General features: G+C 37.1%; 14 protein-coding genes and 1 other annotated feature. Of the genes, 13 read left to right on the top strand and 1 reads right to left on the bottom strand.

The window, feature by feature from the left end; all coding sequences use genetic code 11:
• Positions 1-115 precede the first annotated feature (115 nt).
• From trpB to IEU65_RS02615, 8 genes are all read left to right on the top strand, one after another.
• Positions 116-1,303: a tryptophan synthase subunit beta gene (trpB, locus tag IEU65_RS02650; RefSeq protein WP_168441485.1), complete on the top strand. Its 1,188-nt coding sequence runs from the start codon at positions 116-118 to the stop codon at positions 1,301-1,303.
• A complete protein-coding gene (gene trpD / locus IEU65_RS02645; RefSeq protein WP_168441484.1) occupies positions 1,296-2,321 on the top strand; it encodes an anthranilate phosphoribosyltransferase in 1,026 nt (341 codons plus the stop codon). Before trpB ends, trpD begins: the two co-directional genes overlap by 8 nt.
• Entirely contained in the window at positions 2,318-3,106 is a 789-nt protein-coding gene (trpC, locus tag IEU65_RS02640; RefSeq protein ID WP_168441483.1) for an indole-3-glycerol phosphate synthase TrpC, read from the top strand. Before trpD ends, trpC begins: the two co-directional genes overlap by 4 nt.
• Positions 3,103-3,678, top strand: a complete 576-nt coding sequence (locus IEU65_RS02635; protein WP_168441482.1) for a phosphoribosylanthranilate isomerase — start codon at positions 3,103-3,105, stop codon at positions 3,676-3,678. The genes trpC and IEU65_RS02635 overlap by 4 nt, the downstream gene beginning before the upstream one ends.
• A complete protein-coding gene (gene trpA, locus IEU65_RS02630) occupies positions 3,675-4,460 on the top strand; it encodes a tryptophan synthase subunit alpha (protein ID WP_168441481.1) in 786 nt (261 codons plus the stop codon). Before IEU65_RS02635 ends, trpA begins: the two co-directional genes overlap by 4 nt.
• Positions 4,438-5,802: an anthranilate synthase component I gene (gene trpE, locus IEU65_RS02625; RefSeq protein ID WP_168441480.1), complete on the top strand. Its 1,365-nt coding sequence runs from the start codon at positions 4,438-4,440 to the stop codon at positions 5,800-5,802. The genes trpA and trpE overlap by 23 nt, the downstream gene beginning before the upstream one ends.
• Positions 5,799-6,383, top strand: a complete 585-nt coding sequence (locus tag IEU65_RS02620) for an anthranilate synthase component II (protein ID WP_168441479.1) — start codon at positions 5,799-5,801, stop codon at positions 6,381-6,383. The genes trpE and IEU65_RS02620 overlap by 4 nt, the downstream gene beginning before the upstream one ends.
• Before the next feature lie 93 nt (positions 6,384-6,476).
• Positions 6,477-7,013, top strand: coding sequence for a VOC family protein (locus IEU65_RS02615; protein WP_233610738.1), 537 nt, complete (start codon positions 6,477-6,479; stop codon positions 7,011-7,013).
• A gap of 53 nt (positions 7,014-7,066) precedes the next feature.
• Here the strand turns inward: IEU65_RS02615 and IEU65_RS02610 are convergent, their stop codons facing one another.
• Positions 7,067-7,381: a SemiSWEET family transporter gene (locus tag IEU65_RS02610; protein WP_114667003.1), complete on the bottom strand. Its 315-nt coding sequence runs from the start codon at positions 7,379-7,381 to the stop codon at positions 7,067-7,069.
• A gap of 197 nt (positions 7,382-7,578) precedes the next feature.
• Positions 7,579-7,821: a binding site (T-box leader), on the top strand.
• A 207-nt stretch (positions 7,822-8,028) separates the two neighbouring features.
• Between IEU65_RS02610 and IEU65_RS02605 the strand changes: the two genes are divergently transcribed.
• The 5 genes from IEU65_RS02605 to IEU65_RS02585 all read left to right on the top strand — a co-directional run bounded on the left by IEU65_RS02605 (position 8,029) and on the right by IEU65_RS02585 (position 13,963).
• Positions 8,029-8,928 (top strand): methylenetetrahydrofolate reductase, encoded by a 900-nt coding sequence (locus tag IEU65_RS02605; protein WP_168441477.1) that lies wholly within the window; start codon positions 8,029-8,031, stop codon positions 8,926-8,928.
• 42 nt (positions 8,929-8,970) lie between these two features.
• Positions 8,971-11,262 (top strand): 5-methyltetrahydropteroyltriglutamate--homocysteine S-methyltransferase, encoded by a 2,292-nt coding sequence (gene metE / locus IEU65_RS02600; RefSeq protein WP_168441476.1) that lies wholly within the window; start codon positions 8,971-8,973, stop codon positions 11,260-11,262.
• Positions 11,263-11,420: 158 nt separating this feature from the next.
• Positions 11,421-11,861 carry a MarR family winged helix-turn-helix transcriptional regulator gene (locus tag IEU65_RS02595; RefSeq protein WP_168441475.1) on the top strand — a complete coding sequence of 147 codons (441 nt, stop codon included), beginning with the start codon at positions 11,421-11,423 and terminating at the stop codon, positions 11,859-11,861.
• Positions 11,851-13,188 carry an MFS transporter gene (locus IEU65_RS02590; RefSeq protein ID WP_308738171.1) on the top strand — a complete coding sequence of 446 codons (1,338 nt, stop codon included), beginning with the start codon at positions 11,851-11,853 and terminating at the stop codon, positions 13,186-13,188. The genes IEU65_RS02595 and IEU65_RS02590 overlap by 11 nt, the downstream gene beginning before the upstream one ends.
• A 343-nt stretch (positions 13,189-13,531) precedes the next feature.
• On the top strand, positions 13,532-13,963 hold the full coding sequence (locus IEU65_RS02585; RefSeq protein ID WP_168441473.1) for a universal stress protein: 432 nt from the start codon (positions 13,532-13,534) through the stop codon (positions 13,961-13,963).
• Positions 13,964-14,126 lie beyond the last annotated feature (163 nt).

Here is a 14,126-nt window from a genome sequence, read left to right as displayed (position 1 = left end):
AGTACCATTTGATTTGGACGAAATCAGGTGGCACCGCGGGAAACCGTCCTGAAATTTTTGCAAAAGCAAATTTTTCAGGGCGGTTTTTTGTTTGCTTAAAGAAAAGAGGAAAAGAATGACAAAAAAAGGATACTACGGTGAATATGGTGGACAATTTGTTCCGGAATTATTAATGCCTGCAATTAATGAGGTCACAGAAGCCTTTAATAAATATAAAGAGGATCCAATTTTTAATCACGAATTGAAAGACTTATTTGACAACTATGCAAATCGACCATCTATGTTGTATTATGCAAGAAATATGTCTAAAGATTTGGGCGGTGCACAAATTTATTTAAAAAGAGAAGATTTAAATCACACGGGCGCACACAAAATCAACAATGTTTTAGGTCAAGCATTAATTGCAAAACGAATGGGTAAAACGAGATTAATTGCTGAAACAGGTGCTGGACAACATGGGGTGGCAACAGCCACAGCTGCTGCTTTGTTTGGTATGGAAGCTGAAATATTTATGGGTAAAGAAGATACCGAACGACAAGCATTAAATGTATATCGTATGGAATTGCTTGGCGCTAAAGTTCATGCCGTTACAACGGGAACACAAGTTTTAAAAGATGCAGTCAATGCTACATTTCAAGATTGGACTAAAAGAATTGATGATACATTTTACGTACTCGGTTCGGCCGTTGGACCACATCCATTTCCAGAAATGGTCAAATATTTCCAGTCAATTATTAGTGAGGAAGCTAGAAGCCAATTCTTAGAGCAGACGGGGCGATTACCAGATGCAGTTCTCGCCGCAGTTGGCGGAGGATCGAATGCGATTGGGGCATTTGCCAAATTTATTGATGATCCGGAGGTTGAATTAATAGGTATTGAAGCTGCTGGTAAAGGTGTTAATACTCAGCAAACAGCAGCGACAATGGCACTTGGAACAACTGGGATTTTTCATGGTATGAAATCACAATTTTTGCAGTCTGCTGATGGTCAAATTGATCCTGTATATAGCATTTCAGCGGGATTAGATTACCCAGGGATTGGACCGGAACACGCTTATTTAAAAGATATTAATCGGGCAAAATACGTGCCAATTACAGATGAGGAAGCAGTAGAGGCATTTGAATATATTGCCAAAAAGGAGGGTATTATTGCGGCAATTGAGAGTGCGCACGCTGTGGCGTATGCAATGAAAATCGCGCCAAAAATGAGAAAAGATCAACAAATTATGGTTAATTTGAGTGGACGTGGTGATAAAGATGTTGCTGCTATTGCGCGATACAAGGGAGTGGACATTCATGAGTAATATTCAAAAAGCGTTGTCAAAATTAATCAAATCGCAAGACTTGAGTTCTGAAGATGCGTTTCAGGTTATGAATGATATTATGGACGGAAAAGTTTCTGATCCAGAAATTTCTGCCTATTTAATGGGATTAGCAATCAAGAAAGAATCAGTTTCTGAAATTGTTGGTTCTGCAAAAGCCATGATAGCACATGCAACTAAAATTGAGCCGGCTTTTGACGCAATCGATATTGTTGGTACTGGTGGTGATTTGTCGGGCACATTTAATATTTCGACAACTGCCAGTTTCATAGTCGCTGCAGCTGGTGTGCCAGTTGTGAAACATGGTAATCGTGCTGCCAGTTCTAAGTCAGGGACAGCCGATGCCTTAGAGGCATTGAATGTTGCAATTGATTTGAAACCTCAACAGGCCACTGATGTTCTATCTCACGCCGGGCAAACTTTTTTATTTGCTCGTTCATATCATCCAGCTATGAAGTATGTGGGTGCAATTCGAAAGTCCCTAGGTTTTCGTACAATATTTAATATTCTAGGACCACTGACAAATCCCGCACGACCCCAAACAATGTTGATTGGGGTATATTCAAAAAAACTCTTAGTTCCGTTGGCAAAAGTTTTTTCCGAGTTAGGTGTCAAAAAAGCGATATTAGTTCATGGGCAGGACGGATTGGATGAAGTCACTTTAACGACGAAAACAGATTTGGTCGTATTAGCTGATGGTCAAATAAAAGAAAAAACTTTTAACCCGACAGAGTATGGCTTTGATTTTGTATCAATTCAAACTTTGCGTGGTGGTACACCTGTTGAAAATGCTCAAATTACTCGCAATATTTTATCTGGCATTATCTCGGGACCAATGAAAGACGTCGTGATTTTAAATGCTGCGTTAGCATTATTGATAGCTCAAAAAGCAGCAACAATTGACGAGGCAATTCAATTGGCTGAACACATATTGGATAGTGGAAAAGCATTAAGACAATTAGAATTACTACAACAAACGACTAAGGCGGCCACTACATGATATTAGATAATTTAGTTAGTGCTTCACGACAAAATATGTTAAAGCGACAAACAAAAAAAACACTTGTTGATTTGAAAAAAGAGGTTAAGAGTCTACCAAATTCCAATACGTTTTCTTTTGAAAATAATTTGTATAGTGACAAAATTTCTGTAATCGCCGAAATTAAACAAGCCTCACCCTCAAAGGGACAAATTGTGTCTCCTGAAGCGTTCGATTATCAACAAATTGCTGATGAATACGAAAAAGCCGGTGTGGATGCAATCAGTGTTTTGACTGAAGAAACTTACTTTAAAGGTTCTCTTGATATTTTGAAAAATGTCGCAGCGAAAAATAATATACCAACACTTCGCAAAGATTTTATCATTGATCCTTATATGATTTATGAAGCTAAAGCGGCAGGGGCGCAAATTATTTTGTTAATTGTTGCAATTCTAACTGATGACGAATTAGGGTCATATCTGTCTTTAGCAAATAAATTAGGGCTTTCCGCTATTGTTGAGGCACATAATGATGAAGAAATTAAACGAGCAGTAAACGCAAAGGCACGAATTATTGGTGTTAATAACCGAAATTTAAAAAACTTTACTGTAGATTTTAATAATACAATTCGTTTACGCCAGTTAGTGCCTGCTGATGTACTCTTTATTTCTGAGTCAGGAATCAAAACCCGGACAGATGTCGAGGTTTTGGAACAGAATGGCGTGAATGGTATTTTAGTTGGTGAAACTTTCATGCGTGCTACGAATAAAATAGCAAAGATTAATCAATTAAGAGGTGATGAATGACACGAATTAAGTTATGTGGCAACTTTCGTTTACAAGATGTTGATTATTTAAATGAAGTTAAACCAGATTTAGCTGGTATTATCCTGGTTCCAAATCGGCATCGTTCGGTAACTTTTGAATTAGCCCAAAAAATGCGAAATACGTTGAATATAGATATCCCCTTAGTGGGCGTATTTTCTAACCAAAACACCAGTGAAATTCTCGCGTACAAGGATATTATTCAAGTAGCTCAGCTCCATGGTCAAGAAACTGAGCAACAGGTTGATGAAATTCAAAGTTCGGGTCTGCCAGTTATTAAGGTTATGAAGCCAGACTTTCAATTTAAAACATGCGCGAAAAACCGTATGATTGATGAAGGCGCAGGCACAGGGAAAATATTTGATTGGCGCAAATTTAAACCTGATGACCCTTTAGATTTTCTGGCTGGCGGTTTAACAACGCATAATTTACAGAGAGCAATCTCTTTATTGAATCCCAAAACAGTTGATATTAGTTCAGGATCAGAGGTTAATGGTATAAAAAACTTAGAAAAGATGCGAGAGTTGGTGCGTATAGCAAGGAGTAATAAATGAATGACATTATACAAGCGTTAAAACATAAAAATGCTTTTATTGGATTTACCGTAGCCGGATATCCTGATTTTGAAAAAAGTGCTAAATATATAGTTGATATGGCAAATGCTGGAGCGGATTTAATTGAAGTTGGCATAGCTTTCAGTGATCCTAGCGCCGATGGGCCAACAATAATGAATGCTGATCAAAAAGTACTTGCAAAGGGCACAACAACAGAGGACGTGTTCAGATTAATGACTGAGGTTCGTAAGCATACCAATGTACCTTTGGTGTTCTTGACATATACCAATCCTGTTTTTAAATATGGTTATGAAAAATTTTTGAGTAAGATGAAGTCTTTGAATATTCAGGGCATTATTATGCCAGATATGCCTTTAGAAGAACAAGAGGTATTTCTAAATATTGCGCAACAATACGGACGTGCATTTATTCAACTTGTGACATTACAATCCGGTAATCGATTGGCTAAAATTGTGTCACATGCTTCCGGATTTATCTATGTCGTTAGTTCTTTAGGAATAACTGGGTCACAAAATGAATTGTCTAACGAAGCAGACAAAATTGTCACTAGCATAAAGGAATTGACAGATATTCCAGTTGCGGTGGGATTTGGTATTACTACCTATGATCAAGCTAAATTATTTTCCTCTGCAGATGCGATTATAGTTGGTTCAGCACTTGTTAGGATAATCGAAGAGCATCCTGATGATGCCACGATATACTTAATTGAATTTATTCAAAAAATGAAAGGAGCACGCAATGCGACAAATCAAAACGATTGATGCAGACACTTTAACCGTTATTAGCGCCTATTTTCGTTTGCGCGGTGAACACAGCTTTCTACTAGAGTCAGTACCGACTGATAGTGAAAAATCTCGTTATTCAATTATTGCAGTTGATCCGGTACATGAGTTTAGCACGGTGGGTCATTCAGTGACAATTGATGGGCAAACGACTGAGCATAATGATCCATTAATGGCTTTACAAGATTTGGTGGTTACGGAAGATGAATGCCTGGACGAATTGCCTTTTCAAGGAGGCGCTATTGGTTACGTAGGATTTGATATGATAGCCACGTATGAAAAATTAAACAATCTGCCTGAAAACGATTTAGGTATGCCAGATAGTCATTTGTTTCTATATGAAACGTTTATTATTTTTGACCATCAGTTGGAAAAAATTCAAATCGTCGTTGATAACGTTTATTCAGGCCGTGGCAATTTAAATGAAATCAGTATGGCTATCGAAAATAAGTTAAAACTACCAATCGCTGATGAACTCGTACCTGTGCAATTACACGATTTAAAACCAAAATCAAACTTAACGCCAGATCAGTTCGAAGCGATTGTTAACCATACAAAAGAGCTAATTCAAGACGGTGATATGTTTCAAATGGTGCCCTCTCAAAGATTTAGCTTTGCGTTTGATGATAAGCCGTTTGATTTTTATAGGCAATTACGACGCACTAATCCATCGCCATACATGTACTATATGGATTATGGTGACTATCAAATCATTGGTTCATCTCCTGAAAGTTTGGTCACGGTCCGTGGTGAAACAGTAACGACTAATCCGATTGCTGGGACTAGAAAAAGAGGACAAACGGTTGAGGAAGATATTGCAATTGCCCAAGAGCTAAAAAATAATGAAAAAGAACTGGCTGAACATCGTATGTTAGTTGACCTTGGTCGTAATGACCTTGGAAAAGTATCTCAATTTGGTAGTGTACAAGTGACCACACTGCTTGAAATTCAAAAGTATCGTTACATTATGCATTTGGTCTCTGAGGTTAGTGGTAAATTAAATGAACATACGCCTGCAATTTCTGCGTTGAAAGCGACTCTACCAGCTGGAACAGTCAGCGGAGCACCTAAAGTACGGGCACTACAGCGCATTTATGAAATGGAATCTGTCAGTCGCGGTGTTTATGCGGGGGCAATTGGGTATTTATCTCGCGACAACCAAATGGATTTTGCAATAGCAATCCGCACAATGATTGTTAAAAATAAAAAAGGATATGTTCAAGCAGGTGCTGGAATTGTGTATGACTCTGTGGCAGAAAATGAATATCAAGAAACATTGAATAAAGCTAAGGCATTACTAAGCGTGGGAGTGAACAGATGATTTTATTAGTAGATAATTATGACTCGTTTACCTATAATCTAGCACAAATTATTGGCACTAAAACTTCATTAGTTGTCCTGAGAAATGATGATGAACGACTTTATACGATTGCTAACCGTGCCAATGGGATTATTTTTTCCCCAGGTCCTGGACAACCCAATCAGGCTGGTGAGATGGAAAACATGATTCGTCACTTTGCTGATAAAAAACCAATGTTAGGTATATGTTTAGGCCATCAGGCTATCGGAGAAGTTTTTGGTGGCAAAGTGAAAAAAGCTAGTGTCATCAAACATGGTAAAACCTCAAATATGGTCACTGTCCATCATTCGGACTTATATGGTGGGAAAATATTGAAAGTCATGCGATATCATTCGTTAGTCTTGGATGCACATCATGTCCCAGAACATTTTATCGTTACTGGACTATCGACAGACGATAACGAAATAATGGCGATTCAACACGAATCATTACCGATATTCGGACTACAATTCCATCCTGAGTCAATTGGAACACCTCAAGGAAACCAGATGATTGAAAATTTTATTGAAATTGTTCATAACAATAAAATAATTGACCGGTAAACAAATAGCATTACAACCTATCACCAAAGTGATAGAATACCTTTAATGTCTAGTACCACTATTTCAGTATCATTCGTTTACGGAGGTTATCTATTGCAAAACGATAAAAATATATTGGGTATTAATCACATAGGGATAACAGTGCCAAGTATTGATGAAGCGACCCAATTTTTCAAGGCTGCTTTCAATGCTAAAATAGCTTATGATGGTTTATCTCATGATGACCAACCTAGAACAGGTGAAACAACAGCACGTCAACTGGGTATTGATGAGACAACCAAAATTGTCAGACAAAGGATGTTGGTTATTGGGCAACAAGGACCAGGTCTTGAATTGTTTGAAATGCAAGCGAATAGTCAAAGTAAACCCGTTGGCTTACAAGATCTTGGTATCAATCATATTTCAATATTTGTAGCTGATATTGAAAATGCCTTAAATAAGGCCCAACAAGCGGGTGCTAGGCCACTATCAGAAATTCATGGTAATTCAAAATATGAGGATACAAAAGGCAACGGCAGTGTATACGTTCTTGCGCCTTGGGGTACTTTAATTGAGTTACAGTCCATTCCAAATGGTCATTATTATCCAGATGACAGTGAGCGTAAAGTATGGACGCCGAAAAATCATTAATATTTTCGGAATTAAAACGCTACTTTTTCATTTTTTTGAAAAAGTAGCGTTTTTTAATGAATGTAAATTGTGATGACAGTTACTAAGCCAAAAAAGATGCCGGGGACATTAGCAATAATTACTGGCCAGTCTTTATAGGTTTTGTTCCAACCATAACCGGTCCACAAAGACGCGTTAATCATGGCTACAAAGGGTTGCAAAAAACCAACTGGATGTCCTGAAAAATTACTCATGATTTGAGGAATATAGGATATATACATTGCTATGCACATCAATGTTGCTAATCGACTGAGTAGTTTGAGTCGTTTAATTCTGTCAGATGAAATTGCCTCGTCACCTTCTGGATATTTTGATGTATCAATTCGCATGTAAACTCCTTTTTTTCTGTTAGATATAAATAATATAATACCATTCTTGAAAAATATTGCAAAAGACGGCACTATTTTCTTTAACTTGCATGACGTTTTCTGAAAATAATAATCGTAAGTGAAACGGATTATTCAAGAAAATTAGTCAAATATGGTATTGCAATAAAATGATAATAAGAGTATAGTGATTACAAATAGATGAGACATTGAAGAGATAAGTAAACTTACTGTGTGATTAAAGAGAACCAACGTTTGGTGAAAGTTGGTATTACAACGAAGTTGAAAATGGTCTTGGAGTCGTAAGTAGTATGAGCTCTTAGTAAATGCTACTCGGGTGCGCCCGTTAACGCGTCAGGGTATCTCATCAGATGTACCTGTTAAGTGTCAAGCAGTAATGCTTGGCAGAATTTGGGTGGTAACGCGATTCAATCGTCCCATAATCTTTGCCTGTTAGGTGAAGATTATGGGATTTTTTTTAATTTCTAATCAATACTAGGTAAATCAATATGCGAGTTAATTTTCAAAAAATATATTACTTACATGCTAACAAAATGACAACGGCTGTTTATCTGAATGGTAGTGGGGCAGTGGATGCAGTCATGTCTTTTTAATTGAACAGACAGTTAGTTTAATTAAAAGGAAAAATTATGACGAAAATTAATCAAATTTACAAAACAAAACCTGTTCCGGTTTTATCGTTTGAAGTTTATCCACCGCACCAGGAAGAAAGTGTGACCTCACTTTTTCAAACACTAGAGGAATTGAATCCAAGACAAGCGGGAGTTGACTTTATTAGTGTTACATACGGTGCCGGGGGCAGTGCAAATCATGAACGCACACAACAAATTGCCAGCTACATCCAAAATCACTTTGGTGTAACGGCGCTTCACCATTTAACTGGCATTAACCAAACACCAGCAACTTTGCATCAGAATTTGAGTGAGATGAAAGCCGCTGGAATTGAAAATATTTTGGCGGTTCGGGGCGACTTGCCGTCATCGGATTATGATAATAGTTGCTATCCATTTGCAAAAGATCTCATTACGGATATAAAAAAAGAAAACGATTTTAGCATTGGTGCTGCAGTTTATCCCGAGGGACATGTTGATAATCCAATTACTGGAATCAGTGTCGGTGGTGTGAGAGAAAAAATTAGTGCAGGCAGTCAATTTCTCATTTCACAATTGTTTTTTGATAATCATGCTTTTTACAAAATGCAAGAAGAGCTAAAAAATAATTACATTCAGATTCCAGTATCAGCGGGCATTTTGCCTATTATTAGTCAAAAACAGGTTGAAAAGCTAACTTACATGATTGGTTCCTCTTTACCAGCCAAACTAGCTAAAATCGTGCATAAATATCAAGACAATCCAGAGGCACTTCGACAAGCTGGCATGGCTTATGCTATGGAACAGATTTATGATTTATTAGATCATGGGGTAGATGGCATTCACCTTTATGCAATGAATCAAGCAGACATTTTGACAACGATGTTACCAAAAATAAACGACTATATTCAGTGCAAAAATAAAAGATACGCTGTTTAAAAAATCACATTTAGTAAACAATACAAAATACAGGAGTAAGACATGAGCAATATTGTAAAATCTTCAAATTTAGGGTATCCCCGCTTAGGTGAACATAGAGAATGGAAAAAGTTATTAGAAGCCTATTGGCGTGGTGAAATTGATGATCAAAAATTCCATGAAACTGCTAAGTCATTAAGACTTAATAATTTAAAAAAGCAACGCGCATTTGGATTAGATATCATTCCGGTTGCTGACAACTCAGATTATGATCATGTTTTGGACACTATCGCGGCATTTAATCTCATTCCAACACGTTTTGGTAGTTATGACCGTCCGCTAACGCTATCAGAATATTATGCTGTTGCTCGTGGTAATAAGGAAAATGTGGCGGCGGATATGACAAAATGGTTTAATATTAACTACCATTACACTGTTCCCGAATTTGACAATACTAAACCACGCCTTTTAGATAATCGTTGGTTACGCTATTGGCAAGAGGCAAAAGAAGAATTAAATATCAACGGTAAACCAGTTATTCTGGGGCCAGTCACGCTAATAAAGCTTGGTAAACTTAACGGTGAATATGTATCATCACCAGAAGATATCAATCGACTTTTGGATCAAATATTACCACTTTATGGTCAGGTTTTTCAAGAACTACAGGAAGCAGGTGTTCAGTGGGTTCAATTGGACGAACCGAGTTTGGTCAAAATTGACGACGATTCAGCTATTGCGCCTTATCAGCGTGTGACAGCTTATTTACACGAGATTGCACCCAAGCTAAATATTGAATTACAAACGTACTTTGATTCACTCGACACTTATCAAGCTGTGGTGGATTTGCCAGTACAGGCGATTGGTCTGGACTTTGTGCATGGCAATGACGAGAATTTAAAAAGCATTCAACAGTATGGTTTCCCTGAGAATAAGATATTAGCCGCAGGTATAGTCGATGGTCACAATATATGGACAGCTAATTTGCAAGAAAAACTTGACTTAGCGAAAACATTGCAATCTTTGGCGCCAAATTTGTGGTTACAACCCAGCAATTCTTTGCTCCACGTCCCAATCACAAAAAAATACGAAACAGCAGCAAGCGCCGCGTTATTTGGCGGTTTAGCATTTGCTGATGAAAAGCTTCAGGAATTAGTCACACTTACAAATGCTTTAAATGGCAACCAAGATGTTGATACTTTTGAGGACAACAAACGTGCTTTGAAAGTGCTAAAAGATTCAGAGGCTCGTAACAATGTCAATGTTCAAGCGGCAATAAAGAATTTATCCAAACAACGATTTGAACGTCAATCACAATATGCTATCCGTTCAAAAAAACAAGATGATATTTTAAATTTGCCGCTTTTACCCACGACAACTATTGGCTCATTTCCCCAAACTGCCGTTGTGCGGGCAAAGCGTGCCGCATGGCGTAAAAAGGAAATATCTGATTTGGAGTATCAAGACTTTGTTAAAGCAGAAACAAAACGTTGGATCGAACTACAAGAAAAACTTGGGCTAGATGTCTTGGTGCATGGTGAATTTGAACGGACCGATATGGTGGAATACTTTGGTCAAAAGTTAGCTGGCTTTTTTGCCACGCAAAACGGATGGGTGCAGTCTTATGGCTCACGAGGTGTTAGACCACCAGTTATTTATGGGGATGTTGATTATTTAGAACCAATTACGGTTGCTGAATCGACTTTTGCACAAGAACAAACAGATAAACCGGTGAAGGGCATGATTACTGCACCCTTGACCATTGTTAATTGGTCATTTGTAAGAGATGATGTGCCACGCGCGACAGTTCAGAATCAAATTGCTTTGGCGTTGAGACAGGAAGTCATTAATTTGGAAAGGGCTGGCATTAAGATTATTCAAGTCGATGAACCCGCATTACGTGAGGGATTACCGCTAAAAAAACGTCATTGGCAAGATTATTTGAATGAAGCTGTTTATTCATTTAAAATTACGACAACAGGTGTTCAAGATGAAACACAGATTCATACACACATGTGTTATTCAGACTTTGAAGATATTATCGACACAATATCAAACTTAGATGCTGATGTGATTTCGATTGAAACATCACGTTCACACGGCGAAATCATTGCTGCTTTTGAAAATGCTAAATATGACAAACAGATTGGTTTGGGTGTTTATGATATTCATTCACCAAGGATTCCCACAACGACTGAAATTGAAGAAAACATTCGACGAGGATTAAAAGTAATTGATGCGAAACAATTCTGGGTTAATCCGGACTGTGGCTTGAAGACAAGAACTGAGGAACAAACAGTCGACGCACTACGACATTTGAAAGTAGCGCGAGATGTTGTACTCGCAGAACTGAGTTAATCAATTATTATTTAGTAATGAACAATTAAAAGAAAAACCGTTTACCACACAATTCAAGGTAAACGGTTTTTAAATAACCCCAAATTATAATTTGCAAAATAATATTTCTTTTGCTATATTTAATTAGTTAGCTAACTATCTAAAAAGGAAATCTATTTATGACTGAAAATATGGGAAAACTGTTAAAAGAGGCTTATTATGCTCTGAATAATGCTCTGGATAGCGTGGCGCGGCGGTATGATTTGACTGCAGCACAAATGGCAATGATTGATTTCTTGAGATTATCATCTGGTAAAAAAACAGTTAATCAAAGAGAAATTGAGCAAGAATTTAATATCAAAAGTTCAACTGTTACGCTATTAATTGACCGTATGGTAGCCAAAAATTTTATTGTACGCCGTGAATCAGCAAAAGATAAGCGAGTAAAAGAAATTTTTTTGACGACAAAGGGATTTGATATTAGTGATGTGATTAAAACTATCATCCAAAGTCATGATAGTTATGTACTTAATGGCTATTCAGACGGGGAAAGAGATGTCATTGTGTCATTTTTAAAGCATGTATCAAAAATAAGTTGGGATGGTCATGATGATCAATAACAAAAATAAATTAAGCATTATTGCGGTTGCTATTTTAGCGGCCGGCGGTATTATGGTGGAAACCGCGATGAATGTTACTTTTCCGGAACTAACAGCAATTTTTCACACATCTTTGAATAATATTCAATGGATAACGACTGCCTATTTGTTGGCCGTAACCGTAACAATGACAATAAGCGCCTATTTAACGAAAAGATTTGGCGTGAGGTTGATGTGGATTTTGGCTAATTTGCTTTTTGTTATTGGTTCTTTATTCGCTGGTTTGGCAACTAATTTAGGTATTTTACTATTAGGAAGAGTTTTAGAAGGCATTTCCGCAGGAATTGCGATGCCTTTAATGTTCAACTTAATCCTGATGCTAATACCAAGGCATAAAATAGGTGTTTGGATGGGAATTGGATCGATGGTCATTAGTTTAGCACCCTCATTTGGACCTAGTTATGGTGGTGCTTTAATTAGCAGTTTGGGTTGGCGTTCTATTTTCATCACACTACTAATTATTCCGGTGGTGTCCTTATGCCTTGGATGGTTTACGATACCTAAAAAAACTGCGAATCATCAAACGCCGTCATTCGACCTGATTGCTTTTATCCTACTCAGCATAGCTTTAATCTCAGGTATTTTGACGATTAATCAATTTGAGAGCGGTATGATTAACCCTGTAACGCTAAGCATTACAGCTATCACACTTTTACTCTTTATTTATCGTTCTCTGAGAAGTGAAAAAACATTTTTAAACATCAGGTTATTTAAACTAAAATCTTTTACATTATTACTGATTCCTGTGACGTTATATATGTTTGCTAATTTGGGCCTTGGTTTGTTAATTCCAAACTACTTGCAGACAATTCATCATACGTCAAGTCTATTAGCAGGATTTTCGTTACTCCCTGGCACTTTAGTAGGGGCATTTTTGTCGCCATTATTTGGGTCATTATATGATAAAATTGGCCCCAAAAAATTACTTATCACGGGTAATTCTATTTTTACGCTGTCCGTATTGTTTATGTATTTCGTCACGAACAACCTGAATTTATTAATGGTTATTCTTTCCTATACTATTTTCACGATCGGTCGGAGTATGGCTTTTAGTACGGGTATGACAGCTGCAATCGCAGATGTTCAAATTAATGATCAAAACGATGCAAATGCTATTTTGCAAGCCAGCCAAATGTTTATGGGCGCTGCTGGGACCACGGTAGCTGCTTTGTTTGGTTCTTGGAAAATTGAGCAAGGCATGCGAAACTTTTTGCTCATGATAATAATGATTGCTATGATAATATTTATTATGTTTTTCCTACAGCAGAAAAAAAGTAGAACTGCGTAACTCAGAATGTCAATGATTAGTTTATTAATCATATCATTAAAACACTGGCTATGATAGTGTAAACGCTTCCATTATTATATAAATAATTGTATAATGGTGATAGAGAAAGTTAATATCAGAATTTTGTTGATAACTTTCGACTCAATTTCTAATTTAATTAACAACTTGCTCGTTGTTTGTACTGAAAGATTAATCGTCATGCTTCGTGCATAAAGTTAATTGATTGATGACAAAGATGGTACTATTTGACTGTTTTGGTTGGATCATCATCCCCGAGTGGGTTGTTTTAAATTAGTCACAACGACATGAAACCACTGCAAACCAAGGTAGAAAGGAGAAACAAATGATGAAGACAATCGTTGTTGCTACTGATGGTAGTGACGCGGCCATGCGTGCAGTAGCATATAGTGCGAGTTTAGCCAAAAAATATGGTGCAAAAGTAGAAGTAATTAGTGTCATTCAGTATTCTACTGTTGCCTATCACGACGGCAGCCAAGTTTTTTATGCATCGATGACTGACAGTTTGACTAAGTTAGCCAATGAAAATGTTGCGAAGGCAGCCGGTGTTTTGGCAGAAAGTGATGTTTTGTATGATACGCACGTTTTTAAGGGTGATGCGCGATTTATACTTGTTAATGAAGTCATGGAAAAATTCAAACCTGATTTGATTGTAATGGGTAAAACAGGTACGACTTTGTTAACTCGAATGTTTATTGGTTCGACGGCGCGCTATGTTTCAGAACGGGCAGACGCTGATGTATTGTTGGTCAAATAATTTCGTATATCAATAGGTGAGTATCAGAATTTTAAAGGTTTTGATACTTTTTTTATTTGCAAGGATACGCTTTGAAATGAGATTTAATTGTTTTATTAACCAAAATATCAAAAAAAGCGTATCATTAAAAGCGTAATGATTAAAACGTTTTTTACAAACGTTA

This window comes from Leuconostoc pseudomesenteroides KCTC 3652, from assembly GCF_014634745.1.
Taxonomy (GTDB): domain Bacteria; phylum Bacillota; class Bacilli; order Lactobacillales; family Lactobacillaceae; genus Leuconostoc; species Leuconostoc pseudomesenteroides.
Note: the sequence above shows the minus strand (reverse complement) of the source record. Positions and strands in the feature narration are given on the sequence as shown.

What these genes read in the sequence shown, in the direction of transcription:
- IEU65_RS02585 (WP_168441473.1), top strand. Translation starts at nt 13,532, where the DNA reads ATGATGAAGACAATCGTTGTTGCTACTGATGGTAGTGACGCGGCCATG.
- trpB (WP_168441485.1), top strand. Translation starts at nt 116, where the DNA reads ATGACAAAAAAAGGATACTACGGTGAATATGGTGGACAATTTGTTCCG.
- metE (WP_168441476.1), top strand. Translation starts at nt 8,971, where the DNA reads ATGAGCAATATTGTAAAATCTTCAAATTTAGGGTATCCCCGCTTAGGT.
- IEU65_RS02635 (WP_168441482.1), top strand. Translation starts at nt 3,103, where the DNA reads ATGACACGAATTAAGTTATGTGGCAACTTTCGTTTACAAGATGTTGAT.
- IEU65_RS02605 (WP_168441477.1), top strand. Translation starts at nt 8,029, where the DNA reads ATGACGAAAATTAATCAAATTTACAAAACAAAACCTGTTCCGGTTTTA.
- trpA (WP_168441481.1), top strand. Translation starts at nt 3,675, where the DNA reads ATGAATGACATTATACAAGCGTTAAAACATAAAAATGCTTTTATTGGA.
- IEU65_RS02610 (WP_114667003.1), bottom strand. Translation starts at nt 7,381, where the DNA reads ATGCGAATTGATACATCAAAATATCCAGAAGGTGACGAGGCAATTTCA.
- trpD (WP_168441484.1), top strand. Translation starts at nt 1,296, where the DNA reads ATGAGTAATATTCAAAAAGCGTTGTCAAAATTAATCAAATCGCAAGAC.
- trpC (WP_168441483.1), top strand. Translation starts at nt 2,318, where the DNA reads ATGATATTAGATAATTTAGTTAGTGCTTCACGACAAAATATGTTAAAG.
- trpE (WP_168441480.1), top strand. Translation starts at nt 4,438, where the DNA reads ATGCGACAAATCAAAACGATTGATGCAGACACTTTAACCGTTATTAGC.
- IEU65_RS02590 (WP_308738171.1), top strand. Translation starts at nt 11,851, where the DNA reads ATGATCAATAACAAAAATAAATTAAGCATTATTGCGGTTGCTATTTTA.
- IEU65_RS02620 (WP_168441479.1), top strand. Translation starts at nt 5,799, where the DNA reads ATGATTTTATTAGTAGATAATTATGACTCGTTTACCTATAATCTAGCA.
- IEU65_RS02595 (WP_168441475.1), top strand. Translation starts at nt 11,421, where the DNA reads ATGACTGAAAATATGGGAAAACTGTTAAAAGAGGCTTATTATGCTCTG.